This is a genomic window from Actinosynnema sp. ALI-1.44 (assembly GCF_001984155.1).
Lineage (GTDB): Bacteria > Actinomycetota > Actinomycetes > Mycobacteriales > Pseudonocardiaceae > Kibdelosporangium.
The window spans coordinates 1,552-19,963 of the sequence record NZ_MTQO01000042.1 but is presented as its reverse complement, the minus strand read 5'-3'; the positions used below and the strand labels follow the sequence as shown (position 1 = coordinate 19,963).

1 protein-coding gene (cut by a window edge) is annotated in these 18,412 nt (G+C 68.2%); it reads left to right on the top strand.

The annotated features are described in order from the left end of the window. On the top strand, positions 1 to 18,412 hold the 3' portion of the coding sequence (locus ALI144C_RS16510; protein ID WP_076988013.1) for a DnaJ domain-containing protein. The gene continues 18,095 nt to the left of window position 1, outside the view; only the last 18,412 of its 36,507 coding nucleotides appear in the window; its start codon lies off the left edge, out of view; it ends in the stop codon at positions 18,410 to 18,412.

Genomic DNA, 18,412 nt, shown 5'->3' with positions numbered 1-18,412 from the left:
GGTGGAGAGCTGGGCGAACACCCGCTTCACGCAGCGCGAGGTCCAGCGCATCACCCAGCGGGTGTCCCAGCAGGAGTCCTCGCGCCCGCCGCAGCCCGAGCCCCCGGGTCGTGCCAGGTCACGCCGCACGGGCGGTTACGGCGCCGCGCCGGTGGGTGTGCCGGTGTCGGCTACCAACGCGGTGCCGGGTGTGGTGTCGGCGGAGACCTTTGTAGACGACCCTGTTCGCAAGCAGGAGTTCCTGGACAAGCACTTCGCGCACGGGCGTGGGATCAACCGGGCGAACTTCGTCGCGGGCCGTCCCGGGCACTCCACGAACTGCCTGTCGTCGTCGATCCAGATGTTGAACGCCGATGCGCATCGTGATCGGGCGGCCGAGTTCGCCGCGGCGCCGAGTGGGCCGGTGCACCGGGACCGGGTGGCGGAAGCGCGTTTGTCGGGCGAGGTTGAGATGAGCCTCGACGACCTGAAGGCGTATGTCACCGCTCGGGAACCCGGTCGTGCGCATGGCCTGGTGTTCGGCGGCTACGGTGCGTTCGGTGCGGACTTCTTCACCGTGCACAACATCGACGGGCAGGCGGTCGTCTACAGCTCGCAGGTACACGATTTCGTGCCGATCCGGTCTCTTGAGGAAGTACGGTTCTGGCCGAAGACGTCGGACGCGATCCTGCCGCAGGTGACGGAGCCTTTCGAGTCCGAAGTAGACGGTGAGCGAGCCGAGCCGCCCGTCGGGAACCAGCACCAGGTCCAGGTCGCGGTTGCCGAGAACACCAGCACCGGCCCCGCCCCGCGCCACTGGTGGCAGCGGCTGCCGCGCTACTCGCTGCGCAACCGCGGTGGTTTCGGCGTGGGCAAACAGCTTGCCCAGACCCGGGGCGTCGAGCGGGTCGTCGACGTGGCCACGAGCCTGGCGACAGGAACGCCGGAGGAGATCGAAGCCCTGCGCAATGCCGTGGCGAACGACGTCGAGTCGTTCCGCGGCGCGGGCAGGGAGATCAGCCTCGGCGGCAAGCACATCCTGATCCGCGCCGACGTCGACATGTCCGCCGCCGCGCCCGTCGAGGCGGACGCACCGGCAGCGTCGGCGACGACCGAGCACGAGCGCGAGGTCAAGGCCGGTACGTCGAGCAGCCGCAACCCCTTGGCGAAGCTGCTGTTCGTGGTTCCGATGATCCCCGGTGTCTTCATCAGCGGCCACGGCGCCGCTTCGACGGCGCCCGGCGTCTCCAGCAGCGACTCGCGCACGAACTCGCGGAAGGTGCGGGTCAGCTACTCGCTCCCGACCGAGCCGACGAGTGAGATCGGCTTCCAGGGGATGCGGGTGGTGCGCGCTCCGGTCACGTTCACCCTGGTGCTGCTCGACAGCTCGGGAAAGCCGAACAGCCACGAGATCAAGGTCGGCCAGGCCATCGGCCCGGCGGACACCCCGGTCTCCGTCAACGTGAGCGTGCCCGTCGGGCTGCGCAACACCGGGCGTGCGGTCGCGGTGCCGTCGGCGCTGCCCACGTTCGTGGTCGAGCACGGCGACGTCCGCGACGCCGTGCATGGCCGTTATCACGGAAAACCGTTGCGTCAGCGCGGTTCCCGGGCACGTGACCTGTTCGGTCAACTGCTGGCGCACGTCGGCGGGCTGGACAAGGAATCGCGCCGCGTCCTGCGGGACTTCACGAGCCCCGGCAACGTCGAGCGACTGCTGCCGGAGATGGCTGTGACACCGGCACAGGCCGCGAAGGGCGCGGGCTGGGTGGACTCGAACGAGCTGCTGCCCAAGGGGAATCCGCTCAAGCGGCTGCTGAGCACCAAGAGCAGGCGCGTGCAGATGCGCGCTGTCGCCCGGCGGGTCACCTACGTCGAGACGATCGACGGCGTGCCGTACGAGGAGGTGACGTCGAAGCTCGACACTGTCGAAAGCGTCAACAAGGCCACACACAGCACGAGTTTCTCGATCGCCGCCGGACCCGGGTTCGACATCGGCATGATCACGGTCGGCGGCGGCGGCATCGTGACCGCCGGGCACGACCGGGGCCACGAGCAGGGCTACGGCCACGAGACGGGAGCGGAGACCACCCGCTCCGGCACCGTCTCGGTGGTACGCAACCGCGTCGTCTACGACTTGGAGTTCCGCAAGCCAGGGCACTCGCCGGTCACCTTCCCCAGCGCGTTCGAGGCCTACCAGTGGTCGAGGTCCGATGACGCCGCCCGCGCCGGAATCGACGCCGCCGCGGTGCTGGACACAGCCCCGACCCGTCAGGAAGTGGTCGAGGCGGCGGCTTCGGCGGCGTTGCAGCTGGACGAGGCCGCGGAGCAGCTGGGCAGGATCCTGCGGGACTCCACGGCGGAACTGCCCGGTCACAAGCGGTGGAAGTGGCGGGACACCAAGTTCGTCACCGATTTCGGCGACGAGGCCCTCGCCGATGGCATCTCGGGCAAGGACGAGCGCAAACTCGCCAGGGAGGCGCAGGTCCGCGACGGGATCTCCGCAGGTCGGCTGGCGGGCGGGGCGCCTGATCTCGTCGCGGGTGAACCACTGGTGGAGGAGCTCGAACCGGAACACGGGCGCGCCCACGACTACCACGTCACGACCGAGGTGACCGCGCGGCTCGTCGGCGACCTCGTCGACCTGGGGCCCGCAGACGTGCCGATCACGGCCGACTCCCGTACCGACAAGGCGACCGGGACGTTCAGCCGCAGCCGCGCCTGGTTGTTCGGCGGCGGCATCATCGGCCGCGTGTACGCGATGCTGGGCGGTTCCGCACAGCTCAGCGGCATCCTCAAGGTCAACCACGAGAGGTTGTCCAAGCCCGGATTCGCCCACGGGACGGAACGGTCCAGCGGCGATGTCCGCGGCAAGGAACTGGACGAGTCCGGTGACGTGCTGCCCGAGCCGATGCGCCGGTACCGGGCCAAGATCGAGCTCACCGCGTCCGGCACTCACTGGCGACAGCACAACGACCTGGTCAAAGCCGTGACAATCGGTCGCCCCGGCAGGCACGCGCCGGACCTGCACCCGCTGACGATCGTGGACGAGACAGCCGCCGCGGAGGGGCGTGAGGCGGGCAAGGTCACCGTCGACGTCGTCATCGAACTGCCCGCCTCACACGGTGACCTGGACGCCGACGTGCGACCGGTCAACCGCACGAGGTTGGAGAACGTCTCGACCAACCGGAGCGCCGAACTCGGTCACGGCCCGTTCCGCAGGCTCAGCGACCTGCGGATCGTCGGGCGCGTTCACGGGCTCAAGCACGTCAGCGCCTCACTGCGTTCGCTGCTCGACCAGGCGTCGGGCGGTGATCCGATCTGGCAGTTCGAGGGTGGAGACGTGGCCGCTGTGATCGACGAGGCAGCCTCGCGGGAGCGGAGCCGGTTGCGCTGGCACCGCAGGCGAGCCGACTCGGAGGCCGCTGCCGCGAGGTCGTACATGCTGCGTGACCTCGAAGTGCTCGACACCATGTGGGTTCGGCCGAACCAGTCGGTCATCGGCGAGGACACCACGAGCAGCGAGCGCGGCAGCACGTGGAGCGCCCAGCCCGCGGTCGAACCGGTCATCGTGTTCCCCAGCGACACCGTCAACCACACGCCCGGCACGGTCACCCGTGGCCTCGGGGCGATCATCCACCAGTTCGGCCTGTGGGTGAGCAGCTTCAGCCACAAGCAGGGGCACCGGACCACGTTCTCCCACGGCCTTGAGCTGTCCGGGGAGCCACGTCGGATGCACCTCGTGCGCGCCACGCTGGAAGTCACGCAGGCCGTCGAGGTCAAGCGCCGCGGCAACTTCGACCCGTGGCAGTTGTTCTCCTCGAAGCCGGTCAGCCGGGCCGCGGAGCGGTTCGAGTTGCCGCGAGCGGTGCGGGTCCTGGTCGACGACAAGGAACTGCAGGAGATCCGCGCCAGGCAGGCGCAGGAGGACGCGCGCCGCGCACACGCACCGCAGCCGGTGCCGGACTTGAACCTGCCGACGGGGCCGGACGACCTCAGCCCGGTGCCGGACAGCGTGCCCATCGGTGCCCCGATGTCGTCCGACGACGTCATCGAGGCGATCGACCTCACCGATCGCATCCAGCCGTTGTACGAGCACCTTGTGCGCACCGTCGGCCAGGAGACGGCCGACAAGCTGCTGCCCGCTTCGTCGTTGGACACCGAGCACGACAATCCCCGCGAGAGCGAGCGAGCACTGGTCGACGTACACGCGTCGCAGGGAGACCTGCGCGACAGGGGCACCGTGACTCTGCTGCGCAGGCTGTACCGGATCGACGGGGAAACCTACGAGCTGCGGATGAGCGCCCAGCCGCTGAGCGCACCCGTGCCGACGGGAATCAGACACGGCGATCTGGTCAAGACCACCAAGGCGACGTTCCTCGCGGGCACCGAGCGCAAGTTCAGCCGGGTGGTGGCACAGGTGGCGTCCATCTTCATCCCGGCGGGGATGTTCCAGAACGACTCGGCCGTCGACAACGCGAAGGCGCACCCCGGCGCACACGGCGCGCCGTACAGCAACGTGGGTCTCGGTGTCGGGAACATGTTCCAGTTCCTCAAGCAGACCCTGAGCACCAAGCACGACCGGACCGTCGAGCAGACGCGCACCGAGACGGTGCGTGGTGCGATGGTCGAGCACAGCACGGAGATGCTCTTCGACGTGCGCATCGAACGGCACGGCGAACGTGTCGCGGCGGCGCCGGTCACCCGCACCGTCATCACGCACACCCCGATCGAGGACACGTCGATCGCCGCCACCGGAGGGGCCTCCCGGCGCGGTGAGATCGCCCAGCGGTCAGCGGTGGCGGCGGACGAGCGGGCGATCGCGCAGTGGCGGGCCGCCGACATCACCGAGAAGCTGCCGGAGGACCAGAAGAACTACCGGGTCGTCGATTTCCATGGCGATGTCGACGACCTGGTCCTCGCCGCGGAACAGGCCATCACGGCCGCGGGCGGGTCGGTGGACGTGATGACGCGCGCGATGCTGCGTGCCGAGCTGGCCAGCAGCCGCGTCGCTGGAAGCCTTGGCACGCACGGCACCGACGCGGTGCCGCTGGAGTTGCCGCCGGAGCTCGGGATCAAGCTGGGCGTGCACTCGGTGCCGAGTGGGCACGGTGAACTGCGCGGTGCGAGCGCGCGGACAGAGCTGGACGGGGACAGGAAGACGCCTGGGGAGTCGGCGACGACGCTCCAGTCCGGCCACACGTACGAGGCGGAGGCGGTGCCGCTTGTCGCCGCGGGCGTCCCGCAGGCGCCGAACGCGACCGACTACCCCTTCCGCAACCCGTTCGGCTCACTGGCCACGTGGACGATGCCGGTGCGGCCGCTCGGCGGGCAGGAGTCCGAACACGAACGGGGGAACCGGACTGGGGCCGAACAGGACCAGCTCCCGGCGTCCGCCAAGAAGCCGGACACGGACGGTATGACGAGTGTCTGGGCACACGGTGCCCGGTTCCGGTTCGTCGCCGAGCCCACGTCCAAGCTCAGCTTCAAGCGCACCGCCGTGGTGGACGTCGACTTCGACAGCGGTTACGTCATCCGGCGCACGGACCGGACTGACCGTCTGCCCGAGTCACTGGTCAACGCGACCAGGGAGTTGGCGACGCGGAACAAGGATTGGCAGACCGCCCGCGGCAAGCTCCGTGCCGTGCAAGCCGCCGAGGCGGGTGCTGTCGACGGTCGGTCGGCGACAGCCGAGCAGTCGGCCGCGGCAGCCTACTGGCAGGCGGCGCGCGGGTACTTCAGTGCGCTGGAGCATGCCCGCCGCGACCCGGGCCTGAACGGAACCCGGCCCACCACGCGCGTGACGTACTCCACCGACATGCAGCGGCTGCCGGTGGACCAGCGGGTCAAGCTGTACTCGCTCGTGCGGGAGGCGCTGGACACCAGCGACGCCGGTGCACGGCCGACCGTGCGCTACCGGGTGCACGGCAACCTGGACTCCTCCCGGGTCGGGGATGACTTCGCCGCGACCGTGCGGGAAGTGGACAAGGTCCTCGGGCTGGTGCAGTCCCAGGTCCCGGTCGCAGACCGGCTGACCCGCGGCCACCTCGGGTTCGACGCGGTGCCGCACTTCGTGCACTCCGACGGCCCGACCGAGGTGGAGATCTGGGTCGACAACCCGGCTCGTACCGAGTTCCGGAAGCGTTACCCGCAGCTATGGGGCGTCAACGCGGCGAAGTACCAGCAGCGCGAACTGGGCCACACGCAGAACTGCGGGCCGTCGTTGATCGCGGCCGAGAAGACCCTGACCGGCGGTGTCACGGTGCCCGCCGACGCCGGTGTCCCGGTGTCTGTCCGTTCGTTGGCGCGGGAAACCGGGGGAACGCCGGTCCGCGCGTCCTACGACCAGGTCGCCGCGCACGTCCGAGCCCAGCCGGAGGGGGCGTGGGGCGCGGCGTTCCTGCGTGGCCCTGGCGGTTTGCTGCACGGCGTGTTGGTGCGCAACGACAACGGGCGCCTCAGCTTCGTCGATCCGCAGCGCGGCATGATGCTGCATCCGCGTCCGGAGGACGTCGTCGGCTACATGAACATGCCGAGGCTGGGTTCGACGCCGTTGCGAGCTCCCGCGTTGAACCCGAAACTTCTCGTCGGGGTACCGCCGGAGGGCAACCCCCGGCGCACTCGGACTGGGCGTGGCGGTGCAGTGCCTCGGACACTCACTCGACAGGACGGCAGAGTCGCTGCCGCGCTGACAGCGACCGCACAACAGTCCGATGAACCTGATGAGTCCGAGGTGCCACCACCGTCGTACGCGGACTTGGACGTCCCGCCGCCGTATCGTCGTGAGGCCTCGGGCAGCCAGCCGAGCGCCGAACCCGGCAGCCTTCCGCATCCTTCCTACTTGGCTGACTCCGAGGGCATCATCGTGGGTGTCGATGGTGACGAACCGTTGACCGTTGGCCGGTTCAGAGAGGTGCTGGGCCGAGATCCTGTCAAGGCGACTTACGAGCAGATCGTCGCGCACACCCGCAACCAGTCACCAGGCGCCTGGGGAGTGGCGTTCCTGCACGTCTCCAAGACCATGGTGCACGGTGTGCTCGTCGAGCACGGCCCCGACGGCGCCATCGTGTTCTCGGACCTGCAGAGCGAGAAGATCGCCGATGTCGATCCGAAGGGTGTCGTCGGTTACGTCGAGATGGCGAGGACTGGTACGGGCAGGCTGGGCGGTCCGCTGCTGGACTGGGATCTTCTTGTCGGGGCGCCGGACGCGAACCGCATGGGCACTGGTTTGCGACGCGTCCTCGGCAAGCCGACTCAGCGAGGGAGAGCCGGTCACCCCCCTGCCCGGACCGACGCCACCGCACGGGACAACGTGCTCCAAGCCATGGCGACCGGTCGGTCGTATCCCCTCGGGAAACTGGCAGCCGACCACGGGAAGCACGGCGAGTGGGCGCGTGACTTGGTCATCCGCGTGGCGGCCGAGCGGTTGCAGGCCGCCGACCGGGACGATTCAGCGGACACAGCCGAATCGCTGCTCCACTGGTTCACGAGTTCGGGCGCTGACAGCGAAACCGCCGCGGGGCTTGTGGTCGCCGCCGAAGTCGCCGCGATCCGTGCCGCTGCGGCCACGGGACATCCCTACGGACAACGGGAACTGTCCATCAGGTTCGACGACGCGTCCAAGGTGGACACCGCGGTGCTCCAGGACGTGCGCGAGGCCGTGGCGGCCGGTCGGCCGCTCATCCCGGACGTGGTGGGCCGCGAGTACGACATCGACCCGGCACACGTGGAGCGGATGGTTCGTCTCGCCGCGCTCGTCCACGTGCGTGAGGTTGTCCGAGGTGGCGGAACCGTCAACGCTGCCGACTTGGCTGACCGGTACAACCTGACACCTCAGGTGGCGTACCGGGTGATCAACGAGGAGCCAGGCTGGTCCGGACCGCTGAAGGACCCGGTCGTCTCGAGGGCTCATGCGGCAGTGGGGAATGTGGTTCCCGATCCTGCTGGGGCGACCGAGTCGCGGGCACGGGCCCTGGTGCGCGCGGCGGCGGGCACCCCGCGGCCGCTGTCGCCGGAGAAACTGGCGAAGGAGTTCGAACAGCGCCTTGCTTGGGCCTACGACCAGATCCAGGCCGTCGCGCACGTCGATGTGATGGAAGCCGCGGGGCGCGGCGAGCGGTACGACGCGGCGGCGTTGGCTGCGAAGTACGGCATGGACACGCGATGGGCACACAGCCAGATCGCCCACGCGGTTGCCATCGAAGAACAGCTGACAGCTCGTGCCTTGTCCGACGCACTCGACGCCGGGCTCGACGGTCGGCCGTACTCGGCGAGGGAACTGTCGGACAGGCATGGGATCAGTGTCGCCAGGGCGAACCAACTGATCCTCGCCGCCGCCGTCGCGGCCGTGCACGAACGAGCGAGTACCCACCTTGGCCGGTACTCCGGCAAGGAACTCGCTCGCCAGTTCGGGATGAACCCCGTGGCGGCGCGGCAAGCCAAACTGGCAGCCGTGCGTGATGTCGTGCGCCGCCACGCCGACAACGGCGAACTGCTGAGCATCACCGAAATCGTCACAGACTTCGGGATAAGCCGTGTGGAGGCCGAGCACGCGGTCAGGGACACGGCTCTCGCCGAGGCGCGTAAGGCGGGCGGTCCACGTACTCCGCACGCGTTGGCCAAGCTGTTCGGCAGGAGCAGGCGGTGGGCGTTCCAGCAGATCGGTGTTCTGGTGTGCGAAGACGCGCGAACCGGTCTGTTCACCAACGACGAGCTGGCCGCGTGGTACGGAATCAGCCGCGAGGCCGTCGAGCATCGGACAGATCCGGTCGGAGCGCGCGAAGACGCGCAGTACGTGCACGCGCTCGCAGCGAGCGAAGCGATCCTCGTCGAGGAAAGCTCGCTGACGAGCAATGGTGAGCAGATCCAAGGCGGCGACCTCGACGTCGATGTCCTGACCGAGAAACTCGGCGGCAGCCGGGAACGCGCGATTTTCCTCATCGCGCACCTCATCAGCGGCGACACCACACTTCGCCTGCCCGCGGCTTACGTCCAGCGGTTCGGGATCAGCAGGGCGGAAGCAGAGGTGCTGGTCAACACAGCCGGGGTGGTCGACTACCTGCGGCTCACGGAGAGGGGCTGGGGCCCACGCGTATCCGCCGAGGAGTTCGCCAAGCGGCACAACAGGACACCGGAGTGGGCACGCGAACGCATCGACGCCGCATACGTCGCACTGTTGCGCCAAGCGGCCTCTCCGAACGAACACACGTACAGCAACAAGGACAGAAGCGAGCCGATAACCCCTGCCGACTCGTATCTGGCCGAGCTGGCCTCTCACTACGGGATACCCCGGCAGCGAGGGATCGAACTGATCAACGAAGCAGCCGAAGCCGAGGTGTTCGCGGCCGCGGAACGCGGGGAGCCGTACACCGCCGAGGAACTGTCCGCCAGGTACTTCTTCGGCAAGCGGTGGGGCGCCGAGCGAATCGCCACCGTCATCCGCGCCGATGTGCACGCGGCGGCCAACAGCGCCACGCGCGCGCCGTACACGGTCGACGAGATCGCCCGGAAGTACAACGTCAAGCCCAAGCTGGCCGAGATGGCAGTGGTCTCGACCGCGTTGGTCGACGCGCGGGCGGCCCGAGTCCCCGGTGAACTGCTCGACATCGAGACGCATGCCCGCCGGTACGGCATCAGCGTCGAACTGGTGGACCACCACATCGATGCCATCATGCGGGCTGACGTGCGCCAGGCGGCGGAACACTTTGAGCCGTACACGAAGGAGGCCTTCGCCGAGAAGCACGGGGTACCGCTTGCGCGTGCCGTCAAGCAGGTTCTGGCTGCCGCGCAGCAGTACATCACCGACTCGGCAGGATCCCAGCATCCGTACACAGCGCATGAGCTGGAGGCGATGTTCGCTCTCCAGCTTGGCGAGGCCTGGCAGCTGAAGCGTTCCGCTGCGCGTGCCGACGTTCGTGCGGCAGCGGATCGCGGCAGCCCGCACACGGTATTCAAGGTCTACGAACGGCACTTCCGCAGGGACGACGACGACGTCGCCGCCGTCAACAACCACGACCTCCGTGAGGCAGTGGCCGCGATCTACGACACCGTGCGGGACGATGTGCGTGAAGCGGCGGGGCGTGGTGAGCGTTACACAACGGAAGCGCTGACCGCGAAGTACGGCCTGCAGGCCAGCCGGTCGACGGACGGAGAGTTCCGGTTCCCGGCCGGGGTGGCGCACACATTGATCAAGGCCGCCGCGCGGGCCGATGCGCGTGCGGCTGTCGAGCTCGGCACACACACCACCACTCCACGGCAACTCGCCAAGCGATTCAACCTGAACCTGGACGAGGCGAAGGACGAGGTCCTCGAAGCTGCTCGCGAAGCCGCACGCGCGGCCCACGAGGCCGGCGATCCGCTCACCGGTGACCAGCTCGCCGAGTCGACCGGCATCTCGCCGTGGCTGGCCAACTCCCTTGTCGACGACACCGCCGACGGTCCGGACAGCGACATCGCGCCCGACCTGGATGAGTTCGTGCCGCCGCCGGCCAACAACGCGACTGTCGTTGCGCAGCAGGACGCCGGTCCAGGGCCGTCGGTGTCCGCTGATCTGGTGGTCACGGCTGCGTCTTTCTCGAGCGATGAGGAGAACGAGGCGGCGTTCCGGGATGAGTTCCCGTTGTTCGTGGGTGGGAACAGGGAGGCATTTCTGGCTGGGCGGCCGGGCAGCACCGAGAACTGCCTGCTGTTGTTGGTCGGGGCTGAGCTGGCCGTGTCCCAGCAGTTGGTGTTGCGGGGTGGCAAGGGTGGCCCGATGGCGATCGGTCACTTGGCGGAGCCGTCGCGTGGAGACGCGGTGGCGGCGTCTTACGGCCAAGTGGTCCATCACATGGCCGGTCAGGACGAGAACTCTTATGGAGCGGTGTTCCTGCCTGGTTCGAATGGTCATTTGCACGGTGTTGTCGTCAAGTCGGTCGGCGGGCGTGTGGTGTTCGGGGATCCGCAGGACGAGCGGATTCCGCGGGTTGGTCCGGACGATGTCGTGGGGTTCGTGAACTTCCGCAGGACTGGTACGGCGCCGTTGTCCGGCACTTCACCGTTGGGATCGCACCTCCTCGCGGCCGGCGGCGGCAAACAAACCAGCTTCGTCCGCCGGTTGTTGGGCGGGCAGTCGACCGAGCGGTCCAGTCAGGTCAGTTCCAGCAGCTCGAACCGGCGGCGGGCAGCCGCCGGGCCGGTCGATGAGGACGTGCAGACGGAGATCCGCCGTGCGGCGCGCAAGTCACAGCCGATTGGTGTGCAGGCACTTGCGGGCAAGTACCACAAGGACCGCGCATGGGCTTCGGACCGGATCGACGCCGCCGCTGTGGACGTTGTGCGCAAGGCCATGGCCGACGGCCAGGACTACCCGATCAAGCAACTGGCCCGTGACTTCGGCATGAATGGCGAGTGGGCAAGGGACGTGGTGATCCGCGCTGCAACTGAGCTGTTGCGGACAGCCACGCGACGCGAGTCCGACGACACCAGCCGATCGCTGTACCGGCTGCTCAGAAAACAGGACATCGACACGAAAACCGCCGCGGGTCTGATCACCGCCGCGGAAGTCGCCGAGATCCGCCGGGTAGCCGCTACCGGGCAGCCCCTCAGCCGTGCGGAAGTGGAGGCCAGGTTCCACGGTTCGACGAACAAGCTGCACGCCGCGGCGGTATTGGACGTGCGGGCGGCAGCGGGGACGGACCGGCCGCTCACTCCGGAGTCGCTGGTCGCGAGGTACCAGCATCCCGATGATCAGGCGAACCCGCTGATCGACCTGGAGGTGGCGAAGTGGCTGATCCGTGTCGCTGCGCTCGCGGACGTGCGTGAAAGCGGAGGGACCCTCTCGATCGACGTGTTGGCCGGGCGGTTCGGTCACAGCCGCCGGTGGGCGCATGGGGTGGTCGCCGAGGAACCGCACTGGTCGGGGCCGCTGAACGAGCCGGGGATCGCCTACGCGTTCACCGCACTGGACGACATGGTTCCCGGTGTCGCTGGTGAGACCGAAGTGCGGGCGAGGGCGTGGGTGCGTGAGAAGGCGGCGGTTGGGCGGCCGCGGACTGCGCAGGATTTGGTGGCGAGGTTCAAGAACAAGAGTCTTGGGTGGGCTTTCGACCAAATCAGTGCCGCGGCGCATGCTGATGTGGTCGAGGCCGCGGGGCGTGGCAGGCGGTATGACGCGGCGGTGTTGGCTGCGAAGTACGGTATGAACCTCCGGTGGGCGCAACGGCAGATCGCCAACGCGGTTGCCATCGAACAGAAGTTGATGGAGCTTGCCCGGCAGGACGCCAGGGCCGCGGCCGGTGATCGGCCCTACTCACCGGAGCAACTGGCGAACCGGCGCGGGATCAGCCGCGACAAGGCGGCCGGGCAGCTCGTCCAAGCCGCCAAACACGATGTGTACGCCACGGCAGTGGACAAGGAGCCGCCGTACACGGACAAGGATCTCCGCGAGCGATACGGGATCAGTCTCGAATCGGCCAGGGAGGCCAAGCGGGACGCCGCACGTGACCTTATGGACTACGACCTCGGCAAGGGCAAGCGGATCATCTTCCGTCACATCGCCGAGAGCGTCAGGATCAGCATCGTGGAGGCCGAGCACGAGTTCGCCGCGCTCGCGGTCGTGGTCGCCCGCACCACCGGCGGTCCCCACACCCCGGACACACTGGCCAAAACGTTCGGCGCGAGCCGTCGGTGGGCGTTCGGACCGATCGGTGTTCTGGTGCGTGCGGATGCGCGCAGTGGTGTGTCCACCAAGGATGAACTGGCCGAGCTGTACGGGATCAGCCGCGAGGCAGTCGAGTATCTGACAGGCCCGGCCGCGGCGTTCGTACACGCTCGCGAGGCGCTCGACCGCGGCGAGACACCTCTCGCCGCGGATCTCGCCCGTATCTTCGGCATCACGGTCGCGGAGGCCACGGCTCAGATCGGTGAGGCTGACGTGGCGTACATGCGCGTCGCGCGGGAAAAGTTGATCTACGGACCCGCCTCGTGGATCGCCATTGGCGAAGAGATCACCCGCGGCGGACGCGACGTCGGTGCCCTGATGAAGAAGTTCGGCCTCAGTCGCGAACGGGCGATACTCCACATGGCGCACGCCGAACTGGAGTACTTCACGGGCAACGACGAAGCCGACTGGCCGCGCGCCGCGGACTTCGTCAGCAGGTTCGGGATCAGCGAGGCGGAGGCCGACGCCCTCGTCGACCTCATCGCGGAGTTCGATGTCACGGAGGCTCTGGCTCGCGGCCGGAGGAACTGGATCGACGCTGCCGGGTTGGTCGAAGAGACCGCCCGGAACTACGGCAGGACAACGGAGTGGGCACGCGGACGGATCGAAGCCCAGGCGATCAGCGGCGTACGCCGCGGCTTGCTCACGCCATGGGCAAATCTGGAGCCGACGACGGTGGCCTACCTGGGCACGCAGGCGGGGGAAACCTGGCTGCCCGCCGACCAGTTGGTGGACGTGGTCAACGCCGCTGCCGAGGCGGACGTGCGTGCGGCTGCGAAGCGCGCGCAGCCGTACACCACCGGCGAACTGTCCACGAGGTACTTCCTTGTCACTCGGTGGGCGACAGACCGGATCATCGTCGTCGTAAGCGCTGAGGCGCGTGCGGCGGTCAACGGTGGCACACCGTTGACCGTCGCCGAAGCTGCTCGCAAGTACGGCATCAGCCACGCGACGGCCGAGCAGGCGATTGTCTCGGCCGTGTCGGCAGACGCTGACGCGGCTCGCGCGCCCGGGGAGCCGCTTGTCATCGGACCGCACGCCCAGCGATATGGCATCAGCGTTGAGGCAGTGGATCGTCACGTCGACGCCATCATGCGAACCGATGTGCGCGCAGCGGCAGATCGGAACGCGCCGTACACCAAGGAGCAATTGGCAGCGAAGTACGGGGTGGACCTCGGCCGGGCGTACAACCAGATCGTGGGCGCCGCGGTCGAACAGCAACACGATGCGGCGCGGGCGGAGACCCCGGAGCCGGTGGCCGTGCTGCGGGCGAAGTTCGGCTTCGAACAAGCCGAGGCCATGGCCGTGAAACGCCTTGCCGCTCGTCTCGACGTGCGCGCGGCGGCGGATCGCGGCAAGCCGCACTCGCTGGGTCAGATCGAGGTCCGCTACTTCCCCGGCGAAGACGCTGAGGCGACGAACCTGGTCCGAGCTCTCGCACGGGCCGATGTGCTCGCGGCGTTGGAAACCGGTGCTCCGCCGCCCACCCCGGAGGCACTTCACACGCGGTACAACGTTCCGGCGGTGAGGAACCCGGACACGGGTGACCTGTCCTACCCGCTGGCCGAGGAGATCCAGATGGCGGCCCGTGCGGCGGCGCGGGCCGCCCACGAGACTGGCGACCCGCTCACCGCTGACGAACTCGTCCGTGTGTTCGGCGTCGACCCGGTGACGGCCGACTCGTACATCGAGGACACCCGGGACGTCGATGTGGACAGCGACGACGATTCCGTCATGGATGAGGCCGATTACCAGGCTGTGAACCAGACTCAGCGGATCCTGCGGGACGCGCGGGCCCAGCAGGCCGAGCAGGACGCGACGCACGTCGGCTCGTGGCCGTCGCTGTCCGCTGACCTGGTGGTCACGGCTGCGTCTTTCTCGAGCGATGAGGAGAACGAGGCGGCGTTCCGGGATGAGTTCCCGTTGTTCGTGGGTGGGAACAGGGAGGCATTTCTGGCTGGGCGGCCGGGCAGCACCGAGAACTGCCTGCTGTTGTTGATCGTGGCTGAGTTGGCCATCGTCGAGGGCGAGATGGTGCGGGGCGGCAAGGGTGGCCCGATGGCGATCGGTCACTTGGCGGAGTCGTCGCGCGGGGACGCGGTGGCTGCTTCGTTCAGCCAGGTGGTCGATCATATGGCCGGTCAGGACGAGAACACTTATGGAGCGGTGTTCCTGCCTGGTTCGGGCAATTTGTTGCATGGTGTCGTTGTCAAGTCGGTTGGTGGGCGTGTGGTGTTCGGGGATCCGCAGGACGAGCGGATTCCCCGGGTTGGTCCGGACGGTGTCGTGGGGTTCGTGAACTTCCGCAGGACTGGTACGGCGAAGCTGACTGGCACCTTGCCGTTGGGGGCACACCTGCTTGCCGCAGGCGACCGGAAGCGACCCGGCACTGTTTCGGGCGGGCCGTCGGCCAAGCGGGTGAGTCGCCGCGAACAGTCCGGTGAGGACAGTGTCGTGGGCGGCTCGCGGTCGTCCGCCGGGGATACGTCGGCTCTGGCGCAGGTCGTCGAGGCCATGGCGGGCGGGCGGCCTTACCCCGTCGCGAAGCTGGCCCGTGACCACGACAGGAACCGTGAGTGGGCACGGGATGTGACGATTCGCGCGGCAGCCGAGCGGCTGCGAACGGCGGAGCAAGCCGATCTGGACGAGACCATCCGCGCCTTGCGGGGCTGGTTCGAGGAATCGGGCGACAGGCGGTTCCGGGAACTGGTCGTCGTCGCGGCGATCGCCGCGATCCGCATGGGTGGTGTTCCGCCGGAGCGGCGGGCCGGACTGGCCGCCAGGGTCAGCGGTGGCTTGTCCGCCGCGGTGGTCCTGGACGCGCGTGTGGCCGCGGCCGCCCGTCAGCCGTTCGTTCAGGAGATGCTGGCGGAGAAGTACTCGATCGACCAGGCTGAGGTGCAGCGGCTGGTGCGTGTCGCCGCGATCGCGGACGTGCGCGAGGTCGTGGCGGGTGGTGGTTCCATCACCGCCGGTGAGCTCGCCGCCGAGTACGGCATGGATGTCCAGTGGGCGTACGACGTGATCACCGAGGAGCCGCACTGGATGGGGCCGCTGAAGGACCCGGCGATCTCCCCTGCTTTCGCACCCCTGTCGGAGATGGTTCCCGGTGTCGCTGGTGAGACTGAGGTGCGGGCGAGGGCGTGGGTGCGTGAGAAGGCGGCGGTTGGGCGGCCGCGGACTGCGCAGGGTTTGGTGGCGAGGTTCAAGAACAAGAGTCTTGGGTGGGCTTTCGACCAAATCAGTGCCGCGGCGCATGCTGATGTGGTCGAGGCCGCGGGGCGTGGCAGGCGGTATGACGCGGCGGTGTTGGCTGCGAAGTACGGTATGAACCTCCGGTGGGCGCAACTGCAGATCGCCAACGCGCTTGTCATCGAACACCAGTTGAAGCGATACGCGTTCTCCGACGCTTTCAAGTCCGCAGGCAGGGGGCAGCCCCTGTCGACGAAGGTGCTGGCGGGCATGTACGGGATCAGCCGTGCGAAAGCGGGCGATCAGATTGTCGCGGCCGCCAAGGCCTTCGTCTACCAGATCGGACTCACGCACAAACCACGCCCCACAGACGAGGAACTGGCCAAGACGTACGGGATCAGCCCCGAAGCGGCTCGCAGCGCGGTCCGCGCTGCCGCGCGAGACGCTGTGCGCCTGGTTGTCGACCAGGGCGCGCCGTTCACCGCGGACGACATCGCCAGGATGTTCGGGATAAGTCTCGTGGAGGCCGAGCACGAGATCAGGTCGGCCGCGATCGACGAGCTGCGAACGCCGGGCGGTGTGCGCACCCCGGGCGAGCTGGCCACGAAGTTCAAGAAGAACCGGCGGTGGGCGTTCGAGCAGATCGGTGTTCAGGTGCGTGCCGCCATGGCGAGCGGGCTGTTCACCGCTGACGAAGTGGCTCAGCGGTACGGCATCACCAGGGAGGCTGTCGAGTACCGGACAGGTCCGGACGCTGCGTTCGTACACGCGCGTGAGGCGCAAGACCGTGGCGAGACCCCTGATGCCGTGGATCTCGCCGACGAGCACCACATCGGAGTCGCGGAGGCCGAGGCCCAGATCCGCGCCGCGGGTGTGGCTCACGCGCGGGCCGCGCACGATTCGATCACCCACGCGGGAAGTCTGGAATCCACGCCCCACGAAGGAATCGACGTCGATGCGCTGCGGCAGGGCTGGGGCACCGTCGATGGACTGATCGAGCGTGGTCTCAGCCGTGAACGGGCGGTCTTCCAGGTCGCGCACCTCGTGGTCTCGGCCATGGAGAAGGGGCTCATCGACCTGGCCACGCCCGTCGCGGTCATTGCCAGGCGGACTGGGCTCAGCGAGGCAGAGGCCGACATCGTGGTCGACGCGGCAGCGCGGATACGGATGGGGCGGCCGACGGGAATGTCCCTCGGTATCACGTCCGAAACGCTCGCCAGGACCTACAGCAGGACGCCGGAGTGGGTCGTCGTCCAGGTGGAAGCCGCGGTCGTCAACCACCTGCGCCACGAAGGCACGAAGTCCGAGTCGATCCCCACATTGCTGTACACAGCCGCCGACGTGGCGAGCGTGGCGGGTAGACGCGGGCTGACGCGCCAGCGAGGTATGGACGTCGTCAACGCCGCAGCCAAGGCTGATGTGCGTGCGGCGGCCGATCGCGGTGAACCGTACACGGCAAAGGAACTGGGTGACCGGTACCACCTCGCCGTTCGATGGGCGGCCGATCAGATCGTCGCCACCGCCCGCGAGGACGTGCTGACACAGGACAAGCCGCTCAGTGTCGACAACGTCGCACGCGAGTACGGCATCGATCGGGAGACGGCCGAGCGAGTGGTGGTCGAAGCCGCGTTCGTCGCCGCGAAGGACCCGGACGAACCGCGGGACGTCCAGACATTCGCTCAGCGTCACGGTGTCGATCCCGAAACGGTGAACCGCCATCTCGACGCTGTCATCCGGGCCGATGTCCGCGCGCGGGCGGAGCGATTCGAGCTGTACCCGGTCGAGGAACTGGCGGCGGACTACGGCGTACCGGGCACACGGGCGGTTGAGCAGATCGAAGCTGCGGTGTTCGAGTACCTGGCTGACGCGGCGGACGCCAAACGACCACCCGGCACACGGGAGTTGACTGAGATGTTCACCGTGACGTTCGAGCGAGCTGTGGACTTGAAGCGCACCGCTGCCATGCGGGACGCGCGCAGCGCGGCCGATCTGCGCAGCCCGTATTCCGTCCGCGGCGTCGAGGAGAGGTATTTTCCGGACGAAGGTGGCTTCGACGACAACGAAACCAGGGAGGCCGTGTCCGCGATTGTCGCTGCTGCCGAGGCCGATGTGCTTGAAGCGGCGGCGCGCGGCGAGCGCTATCCCAGGGCGGCCCTGGCTCGGCGGTACGGCATGACGGAGGACAACCACTTCCTTGAGCCCGTATTGGCGGGACTGGCGATCATGAACGCCGTGCAGACCGAACTGTCGGAGGTCCTCCGGCGTGGCGACAGGTGCTCGGTCGATGACCTCGTCGCGCGGTTCGACGTCAGCAGGGGTACAGCCGAAACCGAGGTGCTCACGGCGGAAATGGCAGCGCTCACCCCAGTCGAAGTCGCGGTGATGCCCCATGTGCTGGCGTACGTGCGTGCGGCACTGGACAGTGGCGAACCGTGCAGTCCGGCTGCCCTTGTCGTGCACTTCGGCATCAGCGAGGAGTTGGCCAAGGCCCAGTTCGACTACGCTGTGAACGTGCGGGAGGACTCCGATGTGGAGTCCGTGTGA